General features: G+C 63.8%; 16 protein-coding genes, 1 pseudogene and 1 riboswitch. Of the genes and pseudogenes, 8 read left to right on the top strand and 9 right to left on the bottom strand.

Features of this window, described 5'->3' with window-relative positions; genetic code table 11:
* Nucleotides 1-81 precede the first annotated feature (81 nt).
* A complete protein-coding gene (gene tkt / locus OXH74_RS09270; protein WP_375740959.1) occupies nt 82-2,082 on the bottom strand; it encodes a transketolase in 2,001 nt (666 codons plus the stop codon).
* A gap of 428 nt (nt 2,083-2,510) precedes the next feature.
* Between tkt and OXH74_RS09265 the strand changes: the two genes are divergently transcribed.
* The 3 genes from OXH74_RS09265 (at nt 2,511) to ligB (ending at nt 6,581) form a co-directional block, all read left to right on the top strand.
* Nucleotides 2,511-3,512 (top strand): ArsR/SmtB family transcription factor, encoded by a 1,002-nt coding sequence (locus OXH74_RS09265; protein ID WP_375740958.1) that lies wholly within the window; start codon nt 2,511-2,513, stop codon nt 3,510-3,512.
* Between the two features lie 20 nt (nt 3,513-3,532).
* A complete protein-coding gene (gene metK / locus OXH74_RS09260; RefSeq protein ID WP_375740957.1) occupies nt 3,533-4,723 on the top strand; it encodes a methionine adenosyltransferase in 1,191 nt (396 codons plus the stop codon).
* A 172-nt stretch (nt 4,724-4,895) separates the two neighbouring features.
* A complete protein-coding gene (gene ligB, locus OXH74_RS09255; protein WP_375740956.1) occupies nt 4,896-6,581 on the top strand; it encodes an NAD-dependent DNA ligase LigB in 1,686 nt (561 codons plus the stop codon).
* Here ligB and OXH74_RS09250 read toward each other — a convergent pair.
* The 5 genes and pseudogenes from OXH74_RS09250 to OXH74_RS09230 form a co-directional block, all read right to left on the bottom strand.
* Entirely contained in the window at nt 6,575-7,027 is a 453-nt protein-coding gene (locus OXH74_RS09250; protein ID WP_375740955.1) for a c-type cytochrome, read from the bottom strand. The genes ligB and OXH74_RS09250 overlap by 7 nt on opposite strands.
* A 114-nt stretch (nt 7,028-7,141) precedes the next feature.
* Nucleotides 7,142-7,355: pseudogene (locus OXH74_RS09245) on the bottom strand (MAPEG family protein); the annotation flags it as partial.
* A 96-nt stretch (nt 7,356-7,451) separates the two neighbouring features.
* Nucleotides 7,452-8,735 carry a Zn-dependent hydrolase gene (locus tag OXH74_RS09240; RefSeq protein WP_375740954.1) on the bottom strand — a complete coding sequence of 428 codons (1,284 nt, stop codon included), beginning with the start codon at nt 8,733-8,735 and terminating at the stop codon, nt 7,452-7,454.
* Between the two features lie 63 nt (nt 8,736-8,798).
* A complete protein-coding gene (locus OXH74_RS09235) occupies nt 8,799-10,289 on the bottom strand; it encodes an NCS1 family nucleobase:cation symporter-1 (protein ID WP_375740953.1) in 1,491 nt (496 codons plus the stop codon).
* A 39-nt stretch (nt 10,290-10,328) separates the two neighbouring features.
* Nucleotides 10,329-10,691, bottom strand: coding sequence for a hypothetical protein (locus tag OXH74_RS09230; RefSeq protein WP_375740952.1), 363 nt, complete (start codon nt 10,689-10,691; stop codon nt 10,329-10,331).
* Between the two features lie 207 nt (nt 10,692-10,898).
* Between OXH74_RS09230 and hydA the strand changes: the two genes are divergently transcribed.
* The 3 genes from hydA (at nt 10,899) to preA (ending at nt 15,109) form a co-directional block, all read left to right on the top strand.
* Nucleotides 10,899-12,338, top strand: a complete 1,440-nt coding sequence (gene hydA / locus OXH74_RS09225; RefSeq protein WP_375740951.1) for a dihydropyrimidinase — start codon at nt 10,899-10,901, stop codon at nt 12,336-12,338.
* Nucleotides 12,339-12,466: 128 nt separating this feature from the next.
* The gene (locus OXH74_RS09220; RefSeq protein WP_375740950.1) at nt 12,467-13,834 is read left to right on the top strand and encodes an NAD(P)-dependent oxidoreductase; all 1,368 of its coding nucleotides are present in this window, start codon (nt 12,467-12,469) and stop codon (nt 13,832-13,834) included.
* On the top strand, nt 13,835-15,109 hold the full coding sequence (preA, locus tag OXH74_RS09215) for an NAD-dependent dihydropyrimidine dehydrogenase subunit PreA (RefSeq protein WP_375740949.1): 1,275 nt from the start codon (nt 13,835-13,837) through the stop codon (nt 15,107-15,109).
* A gap of 55 nt (nt 15,110-15,164) precedes the next feature.
* Here preA and OXH74_RS09210 read toward each other — a convergent pair whose 3' ends face one another.
* Nucleotides 15,165-15,785 carry a TetR/AcrR family transcriptional regulator gene (locus OXH74_RS09210; RefSeq protein WP_375740948.1) on the bottom strand — a complete coding sequence of 207 codons (621 nt, stop codon included), beginning with the start codon at nt 15,783-15,785 and terminating at the stop codon, nt 15,165-15,167.
* A gap of 140 nt (nt 15,786-15,925) precedes the next feature.
* A riboswitch (S-adenosyl-L-homocysteine riboswitch) is annotated at nt 15,926-16,030 on the top strand.
* A 22-nt stretch (nt 16,031-16,052) separates the two neighbouring features.
* Here OXH74_RS09210 and ahcY point away from each other — a divergent pair.
* Together ahcY and metF are read left to right on the top strand one after the other, a co-directional pair.
* Entirely contained in the window at nt 16,053-17,462 is a 1,410-nt protein-coding gene (ahcY, locus tag OXH74_RS09205; RefSeq protein ID WP_375740947.1) for an adenosylhomocysteinase, read from the top strand.
* Between the two features lie 99 nt (nt 17,463-17,561).
* A complete protein-coding gene (metF, locus tag OXH74_RS09200) occupies nt 17,562-18,407 on the top strand; it encodes a methylenetetrahydrofolate reductase [NAD(P)H] (protein WP_375740946.1) in 846 nt (281 codons plus the stop codon).
* Nucleotides 18,408-18,580: 173 nt separating this feature from the next.
* Here metF and OXH74_RS09195 read toward each other — a convergent pair whose 3' ends face one another.
* Both OXH74_RS09195 and OXH74_RS09190 read right to left on the bottom strand, forming a co-directional pair.
* A complete protein-coding gene (locus OXH74_RS09195) occupies nt 18,581-19,852 on the bottom strand; it encodes a dihydroorotase (protein ID WP_375740945.1) in 1,272 nt (423 codons plus the stop codon).
* A complete protein-coding gene (locus tag OXH74_RS09190) occupies nt 19,852-20,859 on the bottom strand; it encodes an aspartate carbamoyltransferase catalytic subunit (protein ID WP_215377202.1) in 1,008 nt (335 codons plus the stop codon). Before OXH74_RS09190 ends, OXH74_RS09195 begins: the two co-directional genes overlap by 1 nt.
* Nucleotides 20,860-20,887 lie beyond the last annotated feature (28 nt).

The following is a 20,887-nucleotide window of genomic DNA, read 5'->3' as shown; positions in this document are numbered from 1 at the left end:
ATCCCTGTAGGAGCGAGCTCCGCTCGCGAACTCTGCGCGACGCAAAAAGCTTCGCGAGCAGAGCTCGCTCCTACGGGTAGGTCAGACGTCCAGCAGTTCTTCGGCGGTAGCGACGATATTGTCCACGGTGAAACCGAAGTGCTCGAAGAGCGCCGGCGCGGGAGCCGACTCGCCGAAGCTGGACATGCCGATGACGCGGCCTTCCAGGCCGACGTACTTGTACCAGAAGTCGGTGTGCGCAGCCTCGATGGCGATGCGCGCGCCAACCTGCACTGGCAGCACGGCCTGCTTGTAGGCGGCGTCCTGCTGGTCGAACAGGTTGGTGGACGGCATGGACACCACGCGAGCCTTGCGGCCCTGGGCAGTGAGTGCGTCCCAGGCCTGAACAGCCAGGCCGACTTCGGAACCGGTGGCGATGAGGATCACTTCCGGCTCGCCATCGCTGTCCTTCAGCACGTAACCGCCGCGGGCGATGTTCGCCACCTGGGCGGCATCACGTGGCTGGTGCGGCAGGTTCTGGCGCGAGAAGATCAGTGCCGACGGGCCGTCATTGCGCTCGATGGCGGACTTCCAGGCCACTGCGGATTCCACTGCGTCGGCCGGACGCCAGGTGTTCAGGTTCGGCGTGCAGCGCAGGCTGGCGAGCTGCTCGACCGGCTGGTGGGTCGGGCCGTCTTCGCCGAGGCCGATGGAGTCGTGGGTGTAGACGAACAGCACACGCTTGTTCATCAGGGCAGCCATGCGCACGGCGTTGCAGGCGTATTCCATGAACACCAGGAAGGTGGCGCCATAGGGGATGAAGCCGCCATGCAGGGCGATGCCGTTCATGATGGCGCTCATGCCGAACTCACGCACGCCGTAGTACATGTAATTACCGGTAGCGTCCTCAGCGGAGACGCCCTTGCAACCTTTCCACAGGGTCAGGTTGGAGCCGGCCAGGTCGGCGGAGCCGCCGAGAAATTCCGGCAGCAGCGGGCCGAACGCGTTCAGTGCATTCTGGCTGGCCTTGCGGCTGGCAATGGTCTCGCCCTTGGAAGCGACTTCGGCAATGTAGGCGTCGGCCTTGGCGGAGAAGTCAGCCGGCAGCTCACCCTTGATGCGGCGCTGGAACTCGGCGGCCAGCTCTGGGTGTGCAGCGGCATAAGCGGCAAAGCGCTCGTTCCAGGCAGCTTCGCGGGCAGCGCCGGCAGCCTTGGCGTCCCAGTCCGCATAAATGTCAGCCGGAACTTCGAAGGGCGCGTGATTCCAGCCCAGGGCTGCGCGGGTTAGGGCGATCTCGTCGGCACCCAGCGGAGCGCCGTGGCACTCTTCCTTGCCCTGCTTGTTGGGCGAACCGAAGCCGATCACGGTCTTGCAGCAGATCAGTGTCGGACGGTCGCTGCTCTTGCGCGCGGTCTCGATGGCGGTCGTGATCTCGTCGGCGTCATGACCGTCGACATTGCGGATTACCTGCCAGCCGTAGGCTTCGAAGCGCTTTGGGGTGTCGTCGGTGAACCAGCCATGGACTTCGCCGTCGATGGAGATGCCGTTGTCGTCGTAGAAGGCAATCAGCTTGCCCAGGCCCAGGGTGCCGGCCAGGGCGCAGACTTCATGGGAGATGCCTTCCATCATGCAACCGTCGCCGAGGAACACGTAGGTGTTGTGGTCGACGATGGCATGGCCTTCACGGTTGAACTGCGCAGCCAGCACTTTTTCCGCCAGGGCGAAGCCGACGGCGTTGGCGATGCCCTGGCCCAACGGGCCAGTAGTGGTCTCGACGCCTGGGGTGTAGCCATATTCCGGGTGGCCCGGAGTGCGGCTGTGCAGCTGGCGGAAGTTCTTCAGGTCTTCGATTCCGAGGTCGTAGCCGCTGAGGTGCAGCAGCGAGTAGACCAGCATCGAGCCATGGCCGTTGGACATCACGAAGCGGTCGCGGTTGGGCCACAGCGGGTTGTTCGGGTTGTGCTGCAGGTAATCCCGCCAGAGCACTTCGGCGATATCGGCCATGCCCATGGGTGCGCCGGGGTGGCCGCTGTTGGCTTTCTGCACCGCATCCATGCTCAGGGCACGAATGGCATTGGCACGCTCACGACGGCTGGGCATCGCTTATCTCCTGCAGGTCTGAATAGACGGCTAATCGAAAAAAGGCGGCCATTTTCGCCCAGCCGGCAGGTCGCGGGCAATGACAGATGGTCGTTGTTTGCGCATTCAGCGCATTACAACCCCCTCGACGGCCGTCAGACAGGGGGGGCTGGAACAGCTCGCCGCGCCACAAACCAGCCAGCGTATGGCACATCACCGCAACCAGACCACAGCCAGCATTAGCGCCAGAGCAACGCCCAGGGACGTGGAAAACGCCTGCCCGGCGACTCCTCCCAGTGTCATGGTGGCCAGGGCAAACCCTGAGCCCGACGCCAGCCGCCTTCCTCGAAGCTCGCGCGCGGCGCGGCCTGACCTTTGATCAGCCAATATCAAAACTTTTTGATATTGGCATTGCGACACCCGCACTCGGGGGCTAGACTGCGCGCCTTATGAGCCTGCGCGTACCCCAGATCCGCCACGACGACAGCGATGAGCTGGCCGCCCTGTGCAAAGCCGGCGGTGACCCGCTGCGCCTGACTGTACTGCGCGTCCTGGCCAACGACTCGTTTGGCGTACTGGAGCTGGCGCAGATCTTCGCCACCGGTCAATCAGGCATGAGCCACCATCTCAAGGTGCTGGCCCAGGCCGGCCTGGTGGCCACACGGCGCGAAGGCAACGCGATTTTCTATCGCCGCGCGCTGCCGCAGAACGAACGCTTCGGCGGCACCCTGCACGCTGCCCTGCTGGCGGAGGTCGACGAACTGGACCTGCCAGCCGAGGTCGGGGCACGCATCAAGGAAGTGCATGCGCATCGGGAAGCCGTCAGCCGCGACTTCTTCACCCGCGCGGCGGAGAAATTCCAGGCGCAGCAAGACCTGATCGCAGGATTGCCGCAATACCGTGACAGCGTATTGGCCGTGCTGGATGCCCTGGCCTTTGCGTGCGATGCCACCGCATTGGAAGTCGGCCCTGGCGACGGCGGGTTCCTGCCGGACCTGGCCCGACGCTTCAGCCAGGTGACCGCGCTGGACAACAGCCCGGCGATGCTGGAGCTGGCGCGGATGCGCTGTAACGCAGCAGGACTGGGCAACGTCGAACTCAAGCTCGCCGACGCCCTGAATGACGAACACATCGCAGCCGACTGCGTGGTGCTGAACATGGTCTTGCATCATTTCGCCACGCCAGCCGACGCAATGAAGCTGTTGGCACAGCGGGTAAAGCCGGGAGGCAGCCTGCTGGTGACCGAGTTGTGCAGCCACAATCAGAGTTGGGCCAGGGAGGCCTGCGGCGATCTCTGGTTGGGCTTCGAACAGGACGATCTGGCCCGTTGGGCCAATGCCGCGGGGCTCACGCCCGGCGAGAGCCTCTACATTGGCTTACGAAATGGCTTTCAGATTCAGGTGAGGCAATTCGCCAAACCGGATTCACGAAGCGAACTCACCCACCGGTAACTAAATAGGAAAACCGATAGATGAGCGAATACTCCCTGTTTACCTCCGAATCCGTGTCCGAAGGCCATCCGGACAAGATCGCCGACCAGATTTCCGATGCCGTCCTCGACGCCATCATCGCTGAAGACAAACACGCCCGAGTCGCCTGTGAAACCCTGGTGAAAACCGGTGTGGCCATCGTTGCCGGCGAAATCACCACCAGCGCCTGGATCGATCTGGAAGAGCTGGTGCGCAAGGTCATCATCGACATCGGCTACAACAGCTCCGACGTCGGCTACGACGGTGCCACCTGCGGCATCATCAACATCATTGGCAAGCAGTCCCCCGACATCAACCAGGGCGTTGACCGCGCCAAGCCGGAAGACCAGGGCGCTGGCGACCAGGGCCTGATGTTCGGCTACGCCAGCAACGAAACCGACGTGCTGATGCCGGCGCCGATCTGCTTCTCCCACCGCCTGGTCGAGCGCCAGGCCGAAGCGCGCAAATCAGGCCTGCTGCCGTGGCTGCGCCCGGACGCCAAGAGCCAGGTCACCTGCCGCTACGAGAACGGCAAGGTCGTCGGTATCGACGCCGTGGTGCTGTCTACCCAGCACAGCCCGGACGTCAGCCACAATGACCTGCAGGAAGCGGTGATGGAACTCATCATCAAGCACACCCTGCCGGCCGATCTGCTGCACAAGGACACCCAGTTCCACATCAACCCGACCGGCCAGTTCATCATCGGCGGCCCGGTAGGCGACTGTGGCCTGACCGGCCGCAAGATCATCGTCGACTCCTACGGCGGCATGGCCCGTCACGGTGGCGGCGCGTTCTCCGGCAAGGATCCGTCCAAGGTTGACCGTTCCGCTGCCTACGCCGGCCGTTACGTGGCGAAGAACATCGTCGCCGCGGGTCTGGCCGACCGTTGCGAAATCCAGGTGTCCTACGCCATCGGCGTGGCCCAGCCGACCTCAATCTCGATCAACACCTTCGGCACCGGCAAGATCAGCGACGAGCGCATCGTCCAACTGGTTCGCGAGCACTTCGACCTGCGTCCGTATGCCATCACCAAGATGCTCGACCTGCTGCACCCGATGTACCAGGCCACCGCCGCCTACGGGCACTTCGGCCGTACCCCCTACGAAGCGACCTATGGTGACGACACCTTCACCACCTTCACCTGGGAACGCACCGACAAGGCCGAAGCCCTGCGCATCGCCGCAGGTCTGTAAGCCCAACCGGTCGACGAAAGCCCCGCCTCGTGCGGGGCTTTTTCGTTGGCGCCCCTCCCGCCCCAAGCCATTTCCGCAACCAAACCCAGCCGCTCCCGACAGCCCCTCCAGCCTCCGCCCACACCGGCCCGCCCTAGACTGGCCGCCGACTACACGATCACGGAGGCTCGCCATGACGCAGCGGATTGCGCTTCTTTTCCTTCTCCCTTGCCTGACTGCCCTGGCCGGAGAATGCCCCGACTGGGCAATCGCTCGCGCCGATTCCGAACTGACCGCCCTGAGCCGCCAGCTCACCGAGTGGGACGATGCGTATCACCGCCAGGGCCGTTCACCGATCGACGACGAGCTGTACGACCAGGCCCGCACCCGCCTGCAACAACTGCGCAACTGCTTCTCTACCAGCACCCTGGCAGCCAATGACCCACTGGCCACGAACAAGGGCCAGATACTCCACCCGATACCCCAGACTGGCCTCGACAAGCTGAAGGACCTCGCCGACCTGCGGCGCTGGGTGGGCGAACGCAAGGACCTCTGGGTGCAGCCCAAAGTGGATGGCGTCGCCGTGACCCTGGTCTATCGACGAGGCCGGCTTACCCAGGCCATCAGCCGGGGCAACGGCAGCCGAGGGCAGGACTGGACGGCCCAGGCACGGCGCATCCCGGCTATCGCGCAACAGCTCCCCAGCAGCGACGAACTGATCCTGCAAGGTGAGCTTTATTGGCGGCTACCGGGCCACATACAGGCCAGTGCCGGTAGCCAGGATGCACGCGGCCGGGTCGCCGGACTCATGGCGCGGCATAGCCTGAGTGAAATGGATGCGGCCGGAATTGGCCTCTTCGTCTGGGACTGGCCTACCGGCCCGGCCAACATGAGCGACCGCCTCAAGGGCCTGAAAGCGCTGGGCTTCAGTGACAGCGTCGCATTCAGCCAGCCGGTCACCCACGCGGACGACGTCGCCGAATGGCGCGAGCATTGGTATCGCACCGCCCTGCCATTCGCCAGCGATGGTGTCGTGATTCGCCAAGGGTCACGCCCCGATCCGAGCCGCTGGCGAGCTGAACCACCGAACTGGGCGATGGCCTGGAAATACCCCTTCGCCAAGGCGCTGGCGGAAGTCCGCGCAGTGGAGTTCAAGGTCGGGCGCACCGGCCGCATCACCCCCCTGCTGCGCCTTACCCCGGTAGAACTGGATGACCGACGCATCGAGCGGATCGGGCTGGGCTCGCTGCAGCAGTGGCAGCGCCTGGACATCCGCCCCGGCGACCGGGTCGCCATCGCCCTGGCCGGACTGACCATCCCGCGCTTAGAGTCGGTGGTGACCCGAGCCTCGCTGCGTGAACCGCTGGACGTTCCGGACCCGCAGGATTACCACGCGCTGAGCTGCTGGCGCCCCACTCCCGGTTGCGAGGAGCAATTCCTCGCACGCTTGCAATGGCTGAGCAGCAAACAGGGGCTGGACCTGCGCGGAGTAGGGCCAGGCACCTGGGCGAAGCTCCGGGCGGCCGGAAAACTGGAGCGGCTGCTCGATTGGCTGGCCCTCGATGAATCCGCTCTGGCAGGAATTCCCGGCTTTGCCGAGCGCAGCGCAATGACGACGGCACAGCGCTTCCGCGATGCCCGTCAAAAGTCGTTTGCAGTCTGGCTGAAGGCGCTGGGCCTGCCACCCACGGGCAAGGCCCGGCTGGGCGAACACTGGGATCTGCTGAGCCAGCGTGACGAACGCCAGTGGCGCGAGATGGCCGGCATCGGGCCGACCCGCGCCAGGCAGCTGGTCTCGTTCTTCAGGCATCCGGAAGTCCGGAGCCTGCGACTTCAACTCGAGGCGACTGGAGTGGCAGGCTTTGCCGCGCGTCAGTAAGCGCGGAATTCCTGGTGACAGGCTTCGCAGCTGTCCTCGACCTTCTGCACCAGCGGCGCAACGCCTGCCTGGGTGAACGGACGGGCCTGTACCGCACTGGCCAGCTGGCCAGTGCTGGCCTCGAGCTCACGCACCAGTTCCTGGAAGCGCTCCTGGCGCTGCCAGACCTCGTCGCGAGCGGCGCTGTCGGAGTCACCCTCCTGGACCTGCGGGAAGTGCTGCCAGGGTTGGCGTGAAAGCTGGTCGAGCTTGGTCGCCCCGGTGGCGAAGCGCTGCTCGTCGAACGTGATGCGCCCACGCAGCATGCCACCGAGGTCTTCACTGGTGCGCAGCATGTCCTTGAAGATGGCCTGGCGTTTGCCCAGCGGCGAATTAGGGTCCACGCCACCACACGCGGCAAGGCTCAGGCAGGTGGCGGCAACGATCAGGAGCGTCTTGACGTTCATCGGCGTAAATCACGGATCAGGCTGACGGCGGGCCGCCAGTATCCGCACCTCGCGCAAAGATGCCAACCCTCGCGACAGATGGTCGCAGGCTCAGACCGCTACCACGAACAGCACGATGATCACCGCCGCGGCAAAGGCCGGGGGCACTTCGAAGGCATTGAGCTGGGCGTAATGGGTGCGCTTGCGCCAGCCCGAAAGGTCCTCGAGGAAAGTGCGCGGGTCATGGTTCTGCCGGAGGCCGAAATCGCCCCCCGGAGAACTTGGCCGTAGCCGTGGACAGGTAAGGCAGGAACAGGGCGATGAATACGCACCAGTAGACAAGGGTCATGGAAGTTCCAAGAGGATGAGAAGAGGCCCGCCAGCCTCTGCCATCCCAGGGAACGGTCCTTGAACGCGCGACGCTATCTTCTGGCAGATCGGCCAATCAGGCGGCCAACCGACCCTTGGCGACCGCCACTGAGGCGCTGAGCATCGCCCGTAACAGCACCGCACAACCGGCCCCCAGGTCCTCGGGAGCGGCATTCTCGATCTCGTTGTGGCTGATGCCACCCTCGCACGGCACGAAGATCATCCCAGCCGGGCCGAGTTCGGCGAGGAAGATGGCGTCATGCCCGGCGCCGCTGACGATGTCCATGTGCGTCAGGCCGAGTCCCTCAGCGGCTTCGCGCACGGCAGCCACGCAACCCTTGTCGAAGTACAGCGGCGGGAAGTCGGCCGTCGGGGTCAGCTCGTAGCTCAGACCGTGTTCTTTGCAGGTGCTGTCGATCACCTGACGCACCTCTGCGATCATCGAGTCCAGGCGTTCCGGCTCCAGGTGACGGAAGTCCAGGGTCATGCGCACCTCCCCCGGAATCACGTTGCGCGAGCCCGGATAGGCTTGCAGGCAGCCGACAGTGCCGCACGCATGGGGCTGATGGCCCAGAGCGGTGCGATTGACCGCAGCGACCACCGCCGCAGCGCCCACCAGGGCATCCTTGCGCAGGTGCATCGGCGTCGGGCCAGCGTGGGCTTCGACGCCCCGCAGCTTGAGGTCGAACCATTTTTGCCCCAGCGCACCGAGCACTACCCCAATGGTCTTGTGTTGATCTTCTAGAATTGGTCCCTGTTCGATATGGGCTTCGAAGTAGGCGCCCACCGGATGCCCGCAGACCTGGCGACTGCCCGCGTAGCCGATAGCGTTGAGCGCCTCGCCAACCGTCACGCCATTGGCATCGGTCTTGGCCAGAGCTTCCTCAAGGGTGAATTTTTCCGCGAACACACCCGACCCCATCATGCAAGGGGCGAAGCGTGAGCCCTCTTCGTTGGTCCAGACCACGACCTCCAACGGCGCCTCGGTTTCCACTCCGAGGTCGTTGAGGGTGCGAATCACCTCCAAACCTGCCAGCACGCCGAAGCAGCCGTCGAACTTGCCGCCTGTGGGCTGGGTATCGATGTGGCTGCCAGTCATCACCGGTGGCAGCTGCGCGTTGCGCCCGGCGCGACGGGCGAAGATGTTGCCAACCGCATCGATGCTCACCGTGCAGCCTGCCGCTTCGCACCACTGCACCAACAGGTCGCGGGCCTGACGATCCAGATCGGTCAGGGCCAGGCGACAGACACCACCCTTGGCCGTGGCTCCGAGCCTGGCAAGTTCCATCAGCGACTGCCAGAGCCTCTGGCTGTCGATATGTAAATGGGCGGACTGCAGGACGCTTTGCAGGACAGTCATGGCGATTTCCTCAAGCAGGACAGGTCGTATCGGCCCGCCCGGCGTACCGGGGCGAGCGTTTTTTCATACCGATGGTTTGGCGACTCCCACCGCAACGCTCCTGCGCAGGCTGCAGACCCCGTAGTAGAGCAGCCCACCCAGCAGCGAGCCGGTAAACCACCCGTAGTCATAGAACCAGCTGAACATATCGCTGCCGAGTGACATCAGGGTCAGCGCCACAGGCAAGCCGAAGGCGATGAAGCCGGCCAGGTTCCAGGCCGGGTAGACGCCGTCGCGGTATAAGCCAGGCAGATCGAGTTGCTGTTTCCTGATCAAGAAATAGTCCACGACCATGATCCCGGCGATGGGCCCAAGCAGGCTGGAATAGCCCAGCAGCCAGTTGGAATACACCGTTTCCAGGCTGACATCGGAAACCAGCAGGCCAAGCTTCTTCAGCAGCTCATGAGCCATCAGCACCAGCCCCACCAGTCCGGTGAGCATCACCGCCTTGGTGCGCCCGATCCGCTTGGGCGCGAGGTTCTGGAAATCGTTGGTCGGCGACACGATGTTCGCCGCCGTGTTGGTGGAGAGCGTCGCGATGATAATCAGCGCCATAGCCAGGGCGACCCAGATGGGGCTCTGGATATGGCCGATCAGGTTCACCGGGTCGGCCACGGTTTCGCCCACCAGAGAGGCCGAGGCGGCAGTCATCACCACGCCGAGAGCGGCGAACAGGAACATGGTCAGCGGCAGGCCGATGATCTGCCCGACTATCTGGTCCTTCTGGCTTTTCGCGTAGCGGCTGAAATCCGGGATGTTCAGCGACAGGGTGGCCCAGAAGCCGACCATCGCCGTCAGCCCGGCGAAGAAGTAGCCGGTGACACTAGCCCCTTCAGGGCGCTTCGGCGGCTGTGCCATCAGCTCTGTCAGCGACACATGGGGCAGCGCCCATACCAGCAGCCCGATACCGACCAGCACCAGCAGGGGGGCGGAGAGGGTCTCCAGCCATTTGATCGATTCCGCACCGCGCAGCACCACCCACAGGTTGAGGGCCCAGAAGATCATGAAGCCGATCACCTCGCCGGTCCCGCCCAGGGCCTTCCAGCCGTCGAACAGCGAGCCGAGGAGCAGGTGGATGGCCAGGCCGCCGAACATCGTCTGGATGCCGAACCAGCCGCAGGCGACCACGGCGCGAATCAGGCAGGGGACGTTGGAGCCAACCATGCCGAAGGACGAGCGCAACAGCACCGGGAAGGGAATGCCGTACTTGGTGCCGGCAAAGGCGTTAAGCGTCAGTGGGATGAGTACCACGATATTGGCCAGCAGGATCGCCAGTAGAGCCTCGCCTACCGTGAGTCCGAAGTAAGCGGTGAGCACCCCGCCAAGGGTATAGGTGGGCACGCAGATGGCCATGCCGACCCACAGCGCAGTGATGTGCCACTTGTTCCAGGTGCGCTCCTGCACCTTGGTCGGCGCTATGTCGTGGTTGTATCGGGGGCTGTCGAGGACATCTTCACCTGCGGTGAGTTCGTACAGGCCACCCCGCTCGATCACTTCCGATCTGCTCTGTTGCATAGGCCTCTCCAGTATTTTTCTGATTGTTAGCTCATCGGGCTAATGCGATGGCCGGAGTACGTGCATCGCCAGTAAAGCACTTCCAGTCCGGCCAGTTCGGTTGCGAGGGCAATCAATAAACATGCCGAAAAGCTCGCAATCACCCTGGAAAGCCCCGCCACCTGGAGACAACTGACTGATCTGAAACAAATTTAGCCAAACGATGAACCCGACGGAGATGTCTTCCATCGCGATCAGTGCCAGGTGGACGCCCAGCCTGTCCGCCCAGTCGGGGTCAATCTGGTGCAGACGGGCCTTCTTGCGGCTTCCCCGCCCTTCCCATGCCGGGTTCAAGCGGCTGATTTTCCATGGGAAATCTTGACAATTTTCCGTTCTTGTCAAGTGCGTCAAAACGTTGAGCATCCTCGCCACTTGGGCTTTTAGTTGATTTTTATCTTATTAATCAACAAGTTATATAAGATAAATTTGATCAACAAATAACCTTGATCAATTCACGGTCGGCAACTAGATTCTATTCCTGTCAGGTATGACAGGATCGTGAAATTCCCATGCCAGACCCAGAACAACACCAAGAACCGGCACGACCGGTCCGCCTGCGAGGAAATCGGCATGTCTCTGTTGATCCGTGGCGCCACCGTTGTCACTCATGAAGATAGCTATCGCGCTGACGTTCTCTGCACCGATGGCCTGATCCAGGCCATCGGCAGCAACCTGGATATTCCCGCAGACTGTGAAGTACTGAACGGCAGCGGCCAGTACCTGATGCCTGGCGGCATCGATCCGCACACCCACATGCAACTGCCCTTCATGGGCACCGTCGCCAGCGAAGACTTCTTCAGCGGTACGGCAGCGGGCCTGGCCGGCGGCACCACCTCGATCATCGACTTCGTGATTCCCAATCCGCAGCAGTCGCTGATGGAGGCCTTCCATCAGTGGCGTGGCTGGGCGGAGAAGTCCGCATCCGACTACGGCTTTCATGTCGCGATTACCTGGTGGAGCGAACAGGTCCGCGAGGAGATGGCCGAGTTGGTGAGCCATCACGGGGTCAACAGCTTCAAGCACTTCATGGCCTACAAGAACGCGATCATGGCCGCCGACGACACTCTGGTGGCCAGCTTCGAACGCTGCCTGGAACTGGGCGCGGTGCCAACGGTGCATGCGGAAAACGGCGAGCTGGTCTATCACCTGCAACGCAAGCTGCTGGCCCAGGGCATCACCGGGCCGGAAGCGCACCCGCTGTCGCGCCCGTCGCAGGTCGAAGGCGAAGCGGCCAGCCGCGCCATCCGCATTGCCGAAACCCTCGGCACGCCGCTGTATCTGGTGCACGTCTCGACCAAGGAGGCCCTGGACGAAATCACCTACGCCCGCGGCAAGGGCCAGCCGGTCTACGGCGAAGTGCTGGCCGGCCACCTGCTGCTGGACGACAGCGTCTACCGCAACCCCGACTGGCAGACCGCCGCCGGTTACGTGATGAGCCCGCCCTTCCGCCCGCGCGGCCACCAGGATGCGCTGTGGCACGGCCTGCAATCGGGCAACCTGCACACCACCGCCACTGACCACTGCTGCTTCTGCGCCGAGCAGAAAGCTGCCGGCCGCGACGACTTCAGCAAGATCCCCAACGGCACCGCCGGCATCGAAGACCGTATGGCCGTACTCTGGGATGAAGGGGTCAACACGGGGCGCCTGTCGATGCACGACTTCGTCGCCCTGACCTCCACCAACGCCGCAAAGATCTTCAACCTCTATCCACGCAAGGGCGCGATCCGCATTGGCGCCGATGCCGACTTGGTGCTCTGGGACCCGCAAGGCACCCGCACCATTTCGGCCAAGACCCACCACCAGCAGGTGGACTTCAACATCTTCGAAGGCAAGACCGTGCGCGGCGTGCCGAGCCACACCATCAGCCAGGGCAAGCTGGTCTGGGCCGATGGCGACCTGCGGGCCGAACGCGGCGCCGGGCGCTACGTCGAGCGGCCGGCCTACCCAGCGGTGTTCGACCTGCTGAACAAACGCGCCGAGTTGCAACGGCCGGTGGCGGTCAAGCGCTAAACCGCGCCTCCATTGCCGCACCCGCCCCCAGAGGCTGGGTGGTTACCAATGAACTGTTCACTGCCTCAGCACCGGCTCAGGTTCCTGAACCGGCGCTGCAAAACCACAATAACTGTGAGGCCATAACCGTGATCAAGACCCTGGACCACTTGCCCCGCCCGCACGAGGACGGAGCCACCCTCGCAGGTCATTTCAGCGATCTGGCGCCACCCCTCAACGACCGCCAGGCGCAGCTGGAAGCCTCGCGCTGCCTGTATTGCTATGACGCGCCCTGCGTCAACGCCTGCCCCAGCGAGATCGATATTCCCTCCTTCATCCGCAACATCCATCAGGAAAACGTCCAGGGCGCGGCGCAGAAAATCCTCTCGGCCAACATCCTCGGTGGCAGCTGCGCCCGGGTCTGCCCCACGGAGATCCTTTGCCAGCAGGCCTGCGTGCGCAACAACGCCCGGGAGTGCGCGCCGGTACTGATCGGCCTGCTGCAGCGCTATGCCCTGGACAACGCGAACTTCACCGAGCACCCATTCAAGCGTGCCGCCCCTACCGGCAAGCGCATCGCCGTGGTCGGTGCCGGGCCGGCGGGCCTGTCCTGCGCCCACCGTTGTGCCCTGCACGGCCACGAGGTGGTAATTTTCGAAGCTCGGGAGAAAGCCGGCGGCCTCAACGAATACGGGATCGCAAAATACAAGCTGGTGGACGACTTCGCCCAGCGCGAGCTGGCGTTCCTGCTGGAGATCGGCGGAATCGAGATTCGCCACGGCCAGAAGCTCGGCGACAACCTGAGCCTCACCGAGCTGCATCAGCAGTTCGATTCGGTATTCCTCGGTCTGGGCCTCGCCGCCAGCAAACAGCTGGGCCTGGCCCACGAAGATGCCTCCGGCCTGCTCGCCGCCACCGATTACATTCGCGAACTGCGCCAGGCCGATGACCTGAGCCAGCTACCCCTGGCCGACCGTTGCATCGTCCTTGGCGCCGGCAATACTGCTATCGACATGGCAGTGCAGATGGCCCGTCTCGGCGCCCGCGACGTCAATCTGGTGTATCGCCGTGGCGTGGAAGAAATGGGCGCCACCGAGCACGAACAGGAGATCGCGAAGGCCAACCAGGTACGCCTGCTGACCTGGGCCGCACCGGAGGAAGTGCTGCTCAACGAACAGGGTCAGGTACGCGGTATGCGCTTCGTCCGCACCCGGCTGGAAGAAGGTTGCCTGCTGACCACCGGCGAGACCTTCGAGCTGGCGGCGGACGCCATCTTCAAGGCCATTGGCCAGGCCTTCGACAGTTCGGCCCTGAGCGATCCGCTGGCCCGGGAACTGAAGCGTTCGGGCGAGCGCATCCAGGTCGACGAACAATTGCGAACCAGCATTCCTGGCGTGTATGCCGGCGGCGACTGCACCAGCCTCGGGCAGGACCTCACAGTCCAGGCGGTCCAGCACGGCAAGCTGGCCGCCGAGGCCATCCATGCCCGACTCATGCTCAACCAGGAGGCTGCATAAATGGCCGATCTCTCGATTGTCTTCGCCGGCATCAAAGCCCCCAACCCGTTCTGGCTCGCCTCTGCCCCTCCCACCGACAAGGCCTACAACGTGATCCGTGCTTTCGAGGCTGGCTGGGGTGGCGTGGTCTGGAAAACCCTGGGCGAGGACCCGGCAGCGGTCAACGTCTCGTCGCGCTACTCGGCCCACTACGGTGCCAACCGTGAGGTCATGGGCATCAACAACATCGAACTGATCACCGACCGCTCGCTGGAGATCAACCTGCGAGAAATCACGCAGGTGAAGAAGGACTGGCCGGACCGAGCGCTGATCGTCTCCCTGATGGTGCCCTGCGTTGAAGAGTCGTGGAAAAACATCCTGCCTCTGGTGGAAGCCACAGGCGCAGACGGCATCGAGCTGAACTTCGGCTGCCCCCACGGCATGCCGGAACGCGGCATGGGCGCGGCCGTCGGCCAGGTGCCGGAGTACGTCGAGCAGGTCACCCGCTGGTGCAAGACCTATTGCTCGTTGCCGGTGATCGTCAAGCTCACGCCGAACATCACCGATATCCGCATGGCGGCTCGCGCGGCCCATCGTGGCGGTGCTGATGCGGTGTCGCTGATCAACACCATCAACTCCATCACCAGCGTCGACCTGGAGCGCATGGTCGCGCATCCGATGGTCGGCAGCCGGAGCACCCACGGCGGTTATTGCGGCTCGGCGGTGAAACCCATAGCCCTGAACATGGTGGCCGAGATCGCCCGTGATCCGCAGACCCACGGCCTGCCCATCTGCGGTATCGGCGGAATCGGCAACTGGCGCGATGCAGCGGAGTTCGTCGCACTGGGCTGCGGCGCGGTGCAGGTGTGCACGGCAGCGATGCTTCATGGCTTCCGGATTGTCGACGCGATGAAGGACGGCCTGTCGCGCTGGATGGACAGCCAGGGTTACGCCAGCCTGCAGGAGTTCTCGGGGCGTGCGGTGAGCAATACCACCGACTGGAAGTACCTGGACATGAACTATCAGGTCATTGCCAGGATCGACCAGGACGCCTGCATCGGTTGCGGCCGTTGCCACATCGCCTGCGAAGACACATCACACCAGGCCATCGCCAGCCTCAAACAGGCCGACGGCACCCATAAATACCAAGTGATCGACGAAGAATGCGTGGGCTGCAACCTGTGCCAGATCACCTGCCCGGTGCAGGACTGCATCGAGATGGTGCCCCAGGAGAACGGCAAGCCGTTCATGGACTGGCTGCACGACCCGCGCAACCCCTATCGCGAAGCGTCCTGACCCTGGCCGATTGCGCCCCGGCAGCCTGCATGCCGGGGCGCAACCCTGAAAAACCTCAGGGCTCCAGGCCGATGCCGCGCAGGATTACGCTGGTCACGGTCTGCACCGCTCGCTCGAACTGCATGTCAGAGAGCGGCTGATGGTCGTTGAGGATCATCACCTGATGATCGAAGTCGGCGTAATGCTGGGTTGCGGCCCAGATCATGTACAGCAGGCTCGACGGTTCCACCGGTAGGATGCGCTTGTCCTCGACCCATTGGCGGATCTTCGCCTCCTTCATCTTCGCCCAGCCGTAGAGCTGCTCGTCGAGCGCCTCGCCGAGTCGCGGAGCTCCGTGCATGATCTCGTTGGCCCAGACCTTGGAGCCGTGGGGCCGCGTGCGCGAATGGTTCATCTTGGCGCGGATGTAGCTGGTCAGCACGACCCGCGGGTCGTCAAACATCTCGAAGCACAGGGCGTCCTGTTTCCAGACCCCCAGCAGGCCGAACAGCACCTCGCGGTAAAGCTCGTCCTTGGTGCTGAAGTAGTAATGCAGGTTTGAGCGTGGCAGTTCGGCTTTTTCGGCGATATCGCCCATGGAGGTGCCGGCGTAGCCTTTTTCGGCAAAAACCTGCTCAGCCGCCAGGAGAATCTTCTCGACGTTACGCCGACGAATCTCAATCTTGTGATTGCCCATGGCTGGTCCATTACCGCGAAATTCCGCAAGGCTACCATCAGCCTCGGCCCAGGGCGACGGAAGACCTTGGGCTTACCCACTGCCATCGCTATAATCCGCAGGCTTCAAACGGCCGGCTCCGCTCCGGTCGCTCCCGCCACCCGTCCGAGGGGCGCTGCAGCAGGCTCAGCCTGTCAGGCTCGGATGGGGCGTCGACCCGGCCGGCTCCCGCTGACCGAAAAACGCATCAACGGCGCCCATTCGCACACTACGAATGGAGAGTTACGCATGAGCGCTGTCATGACGCCTGCAGGTTTCACCGATTACAAGGTCGCCGACATTTCCCTGGCCGCCTGGGGCCGCCGCGAGCTGATCATCGCCGAGTCCGAAATGCCGGCCCTGATGGGGCTGCGCCGCAAGTACGCTGCCCAGCAGCCGCTCAAAGGCGCGAAAATCCTCGGCTGCATCCACATGACCATCCAGACAGGCGTCCTCATCGAGACCTTGATCGCCCTGGGCGCCGAAGTGCGCTGGTCCTCCTGCAACATCTTCTCCACCCAGGACCAGGCTGCGGCTGCCATCGCCGCCGCCGGCATCCCGGTATTCGCCTGGAAGGGCGAAACCGAAGAAGAGTACGAGTGGTGCATCGAGCAGACCATCCTCAAGGACGGCCAGCCGTGGGACGCCAACATGGTGCTGGACGACGGTGGTGACCTGACCGAGATCCTGCATAAGAAATACCCGCAAATGCTGGACAAGATCCACGGCATCACCGAAGAAACCACCACCGGTGTGCACCGTCTGCTCGACATGCTCAAGGCCGGCACCCTGAAAGTCCCGGCGATCAACGTCAACGACTCGGTGACCAAGAGCAAGAACGACAACAAGTACGGCTGCCGTCACAGCCTGAACGACGCCATCAAGCGCGGCACCGACCACCTGCTGTCCGGTAAGCAAGCGCTGGTGATCGGCTATGGCGACGTGGGTAAGGGCTCGGCCCAGTCCCTGCGCCAGGAAGGCATGATCGTGAAGGTCGCTGAAGTCGACCCGATCTGCGCCATGCAGGCCTGCATGGACGGCTTCGAAGTGGTATCTCCCTACAAGAACGGCCTCAACGACGGCACTGAAGCCAGCATCGACGCCGCACTGCTGGGCAAGATCGACCTGATCGTCACCACCACCGGCAACGTCAACGTCTGCGACGCCAACATGCTCAAGGCGCTGAAGAAGCGCGCCGTTGTGTGCAACATCGGCCACTTCGACAACGAGATCGACACCGCCTTCATGCGCAAGACCTGGGCCTGGGAAGAGGTGAAGCCGCAGGTGCACAAGATCCACCGCACCGGCAAGGATGGCTTCGATCCGCTGAACGATGACTACCTGATCCTGCTGGCCGAAGGCCGCCTGGTGAACCTGGGCAACGCCACCGGCCACCCGAGCCGGATCATGGACGGCTCCTTCGCCAACCAGGTGCTGGCACAGATCCACCTGTTCGAAGCCAAGTTCGCCGAGCTGCCGGCCGCCGAGAAGGCCGCCCGTCTCTCGGTTGAAGTGCTGCCGAAGAAGCTGGACGAAGAAGTGGCGCTGGAGATGGTCAAGGGCTTTGGTGGCGTGGTCACCCAGCTGACCCGCCAGCAGGCCGACTACATCGGCGTGACCGTGGAAGGCCCGTTCAAGCCGGACTCCTACCGTTACTGATGCGTAGAGTGGATGAGCCCACGGCTTGTCCACTGCCCATTACCGCGTGGTGAATGGACGAACGCCATTCACCCCACGCTTTCGAGCCTGGAAAGACCTATGTCCCAAGAACGCCGTTACAGCTTCGAATTCTTCCCCGCCAAGACCGAAGCCGGGCACGAAAAACTCCTGGCCACCGCCCGCAACCTGGCCAGCTACAAGCCGGACTTCTTCTCCTGCACCTACGGGGCCGGCGGCTCCACCCGCGACCGTACCCTACAGACCGTGCTGCAGCTGGACGGCGAAGTGCAGGTACCGACCGCGCCGCACCTCTCCTGCGTCGGTGACAGCAAGGCCGAACTGCGCGCCCTGCTGGCCCACTACAAGGACGCCGGCATCCAGCGCATCGTCGCCCTGCGCGGCGACCTGCCTTCCGGCATGGGCATGGCCAGCGGCGAAATGCGCCATGCCAACGACCTGGTGGAGTTCATTCGCGAGGAAACCGGCGACCATTTCCACATCGAAGTGGCGGCCTACCCCGAAGTGCACCCGCAGGCGCGCAATTTCGAGGTGGACCTGGAGAACTTCGTGCGCAAGGTCAACGCCGGCGCCGACAGCGCCATCACCCAGTACTTCTTCAACGCCGACAGCTACTTCTACTTCGTCGAACGCGTACGCAAGCTGGGTGTGGATGTCCCAGTGGTGCCTGGCATCATGCCGATCACCAACTACAGCAAACTGGCACGCTTCTCCGACGCCTGCGGCGCGGAGATCCCGCGCTGGATCCGCAAGCAGCTGGAGGCCTATGGCGATGATGTGCAGAGCATCCAGGCATTCGGCGAGCAGGTGATCACCGAGATGTGCGAGCGCCTGCTGGAAGGTGGCGCACCAGGGCTGCACTTCTACACCCTGAATCAGGCCGAGCCGAGCCTGGCGATCTGGAAGAACCTCAACCTGCCGCGTTGAGGCGGATGGGGGCGAGGCCTGCCAGGCAGCCGAGATCTTTGTAGGAGCGAGCTTCCTCGCGAACGCGCGAATGCAGAATCTCCGCGAGCAAGCTCGCTACTACAGAGAAGTGCAGTTATGAGCCCCACCATGAAAAAGCCCGCCAATATCGGCGGGCTTTTTCATTCCTGGGTTCAGGCTTCGAAGATGATCCGGCCATCCACCAACGTGTAACGCACTTTGCCTGGCAGGCAGTGGCCGATGAAGGGGCAGTTGTTGCCCTTCGAGTACCAGGCTTCCCCAGCCAGGGTCGCGGCCTCAGGATCGAACAGCACCAGGTCGGCGGGCGCACCAACCGCCAGGCGGCCGGCAGGCAGGCGCAGGGCACGAGCCGGGCCAGCGGTCAGGCGGGCCAGCAAGGTCGACAGGTCGAGCACGCCTTCCTGCACCAGGGTCATTGCCAGCGGCAGCAGTAATTCGACGCTGCTGATGCCCGGCTCGGTCGCACCGAACGGCGCCAGCTTGGCATCCGGCTCGTGGGGCTGGTGATGGCTGGCGATGGCCGAAATCACGCCACTTTTCACCGCTTCGCGCAGGCCGTCACGGTCGGCGCGGGTGCGCAGCGGCGGTTGTACGTGATAGAGGCTGGAGAAGTCGGTCAGCGCCTCGTCGGTGAGGATTAGCTGGTACAGCGCCACATCGGCGGTCACCGGCAGGCCACGGGCCTGAGCCTCGGCGATCATCTGTGCGCCGCGGGCGCTGGTCAGCTGGCTGAAGTGAGCACGCACACCGCTTTGCTCGACCAGCAGCAGATCTCGGGCCAGGGCGACCGTTTCGGCGCTCTCCGGAATCCCCGCCAGGCCGAGGAAGCTGGCAATAGGGCCTTCATGAGCGAGGCCGCCTTCGGCCAGCGAGGCGTCCTGGGAATGGAAGACCACGGTGAGATCGAAGGTCGCCGCGTATTCCAGGGCACGGCGCTGGATGCGATTGCTGGCGAAGTTGGCAAGGCCATTGCCGAAGGCTACGCAGCCGGCATCGCGCAGGGCCACGAGTTCGGCCAGCTGTTCGCCGGCCAGGCCCTTGCTGAGGGCGCCGATGGGAAACACCTTGGCATGCCCGGCTTCCTGGGCGCGGTCGAGGATCAGCTCGGCCACGGCCGGGGTGTCGAGCACTGGTTTGGTCAGCGGCGGACAACAGAGGCTGGTAACGCCTCCGGTCACGGCGGCGAGCGTCTCGCTGGCGATGTTACCCTTGCGGCTGTAGCCCGGCTCGCGCAGGGCGACGCTGAGGTCGACCAGGCCTGGCGCTGCCACCAGCCCCTGGGCATCGATCTGCTTGTCGGCCTTGAAAGCGGCAGGCGCCTGGTCGAAGGCAACCACCTTGCCGGCTTCGAGGAAGATGTCGGTGACCTGGTCACGACCGCTGGCCGGGTCGATCAGGCGGGCTCCGAGGATGTGGGTTCGCATCAGTTCAGCTCCTCGGCTTCCTGGTTCAGTTGACGCTGCGCGGCCTGGCCACTCATGGCCATGGAAAGAACGGCCATGCGAATGGCAATGCCATAGGTGACCTGGTTGAGAATCACCGACTGGGCGCCGTCGGCCACCGCCGACTCGATCTCGACGCCGCGGTTGATCGGGCCGGGGTGCATGACGATGGCATCCGGCTTGGCCAGTGCCAGGCGTTGGGTGCTCAGGCCGTAAAGCTTGTAGAACTCCCCCTCGCTGGGCAGCAGACCGCCCTGCATGCGTTCGCGCTGCAGGCGCAGCATGATCACCACGTCGACATCCTTGAGGCCTTCGGCAAGGTCGGTGTAGACCTTCACGCCGTACTGCTCGACGCCGATCGGCAGCAGGGTCTTGGGTCCGATCACGCGGATGTCCGGGCAGCCCAGGGTCTTGAGCGCCAGCATGTTGGAGCGCGCCACCCGCGAGTGCAGGACGTCACCGACGATGGCCACCGAGAGGTTCTCGAAACTGCCCTTGTGACGGCGGATGGTCAGCATGTCGAGCATGCCCTGGGTCGGGTGCGCATGGCGGCCGTCGCCGCCGTTGATCACCGCCACGTCCGGGCAGACGTGTTCGGCGATGAAGTGGGCAGCACCAGAATCGGCGTGGCGCACCACGAACATGTCGGCCGCCATGGCCTCCAGGTTGCGCAGGGTGTCGAACAGCGTCTCGCCCTTGCTGGTGGAGGAGGTAGAAACGTTCAGGGTGATTACGTCAGCGGAAAGCCGCTGGGCGGCCAGCTCGAAGGTGGTCCGGGTCCGTGTGGAGTTTTCGAAGAACACGTTGCACACGGTCTTGCCGCGCAGCAACGGGACTTTCTTAACCGCGCGAGCGCCGACTTCGAGGAAGGAGTCAGCGGTGTCGAGAATTTCGGTCAGCAGCGCACGGGGCAGGCCGTCGAGCGAAAGGAAATGGCGCAGCTGGCCCTGATCGTTGAGCTGCAGCGGGCGCTTGGCATCTGTCGGCATGGGGCAGGCCCTAAAGGTTCGAGGATTC

This window comes from Metapseudomonas boanensis (genome assembly GCF_042232855.1).
GTDB classification, from domain to species: Bacteria; Pseudomonadota; Gammaproteobacteria; order Pseudomonadales; family Pseudomonadaceae; genus Metapseudomonas; species Metapseudomonas boanensis.
Note: the sequence above shows the minus strand (reverse complement) of the source record. Positions and strands in the feature narration are given on the sequence as shown.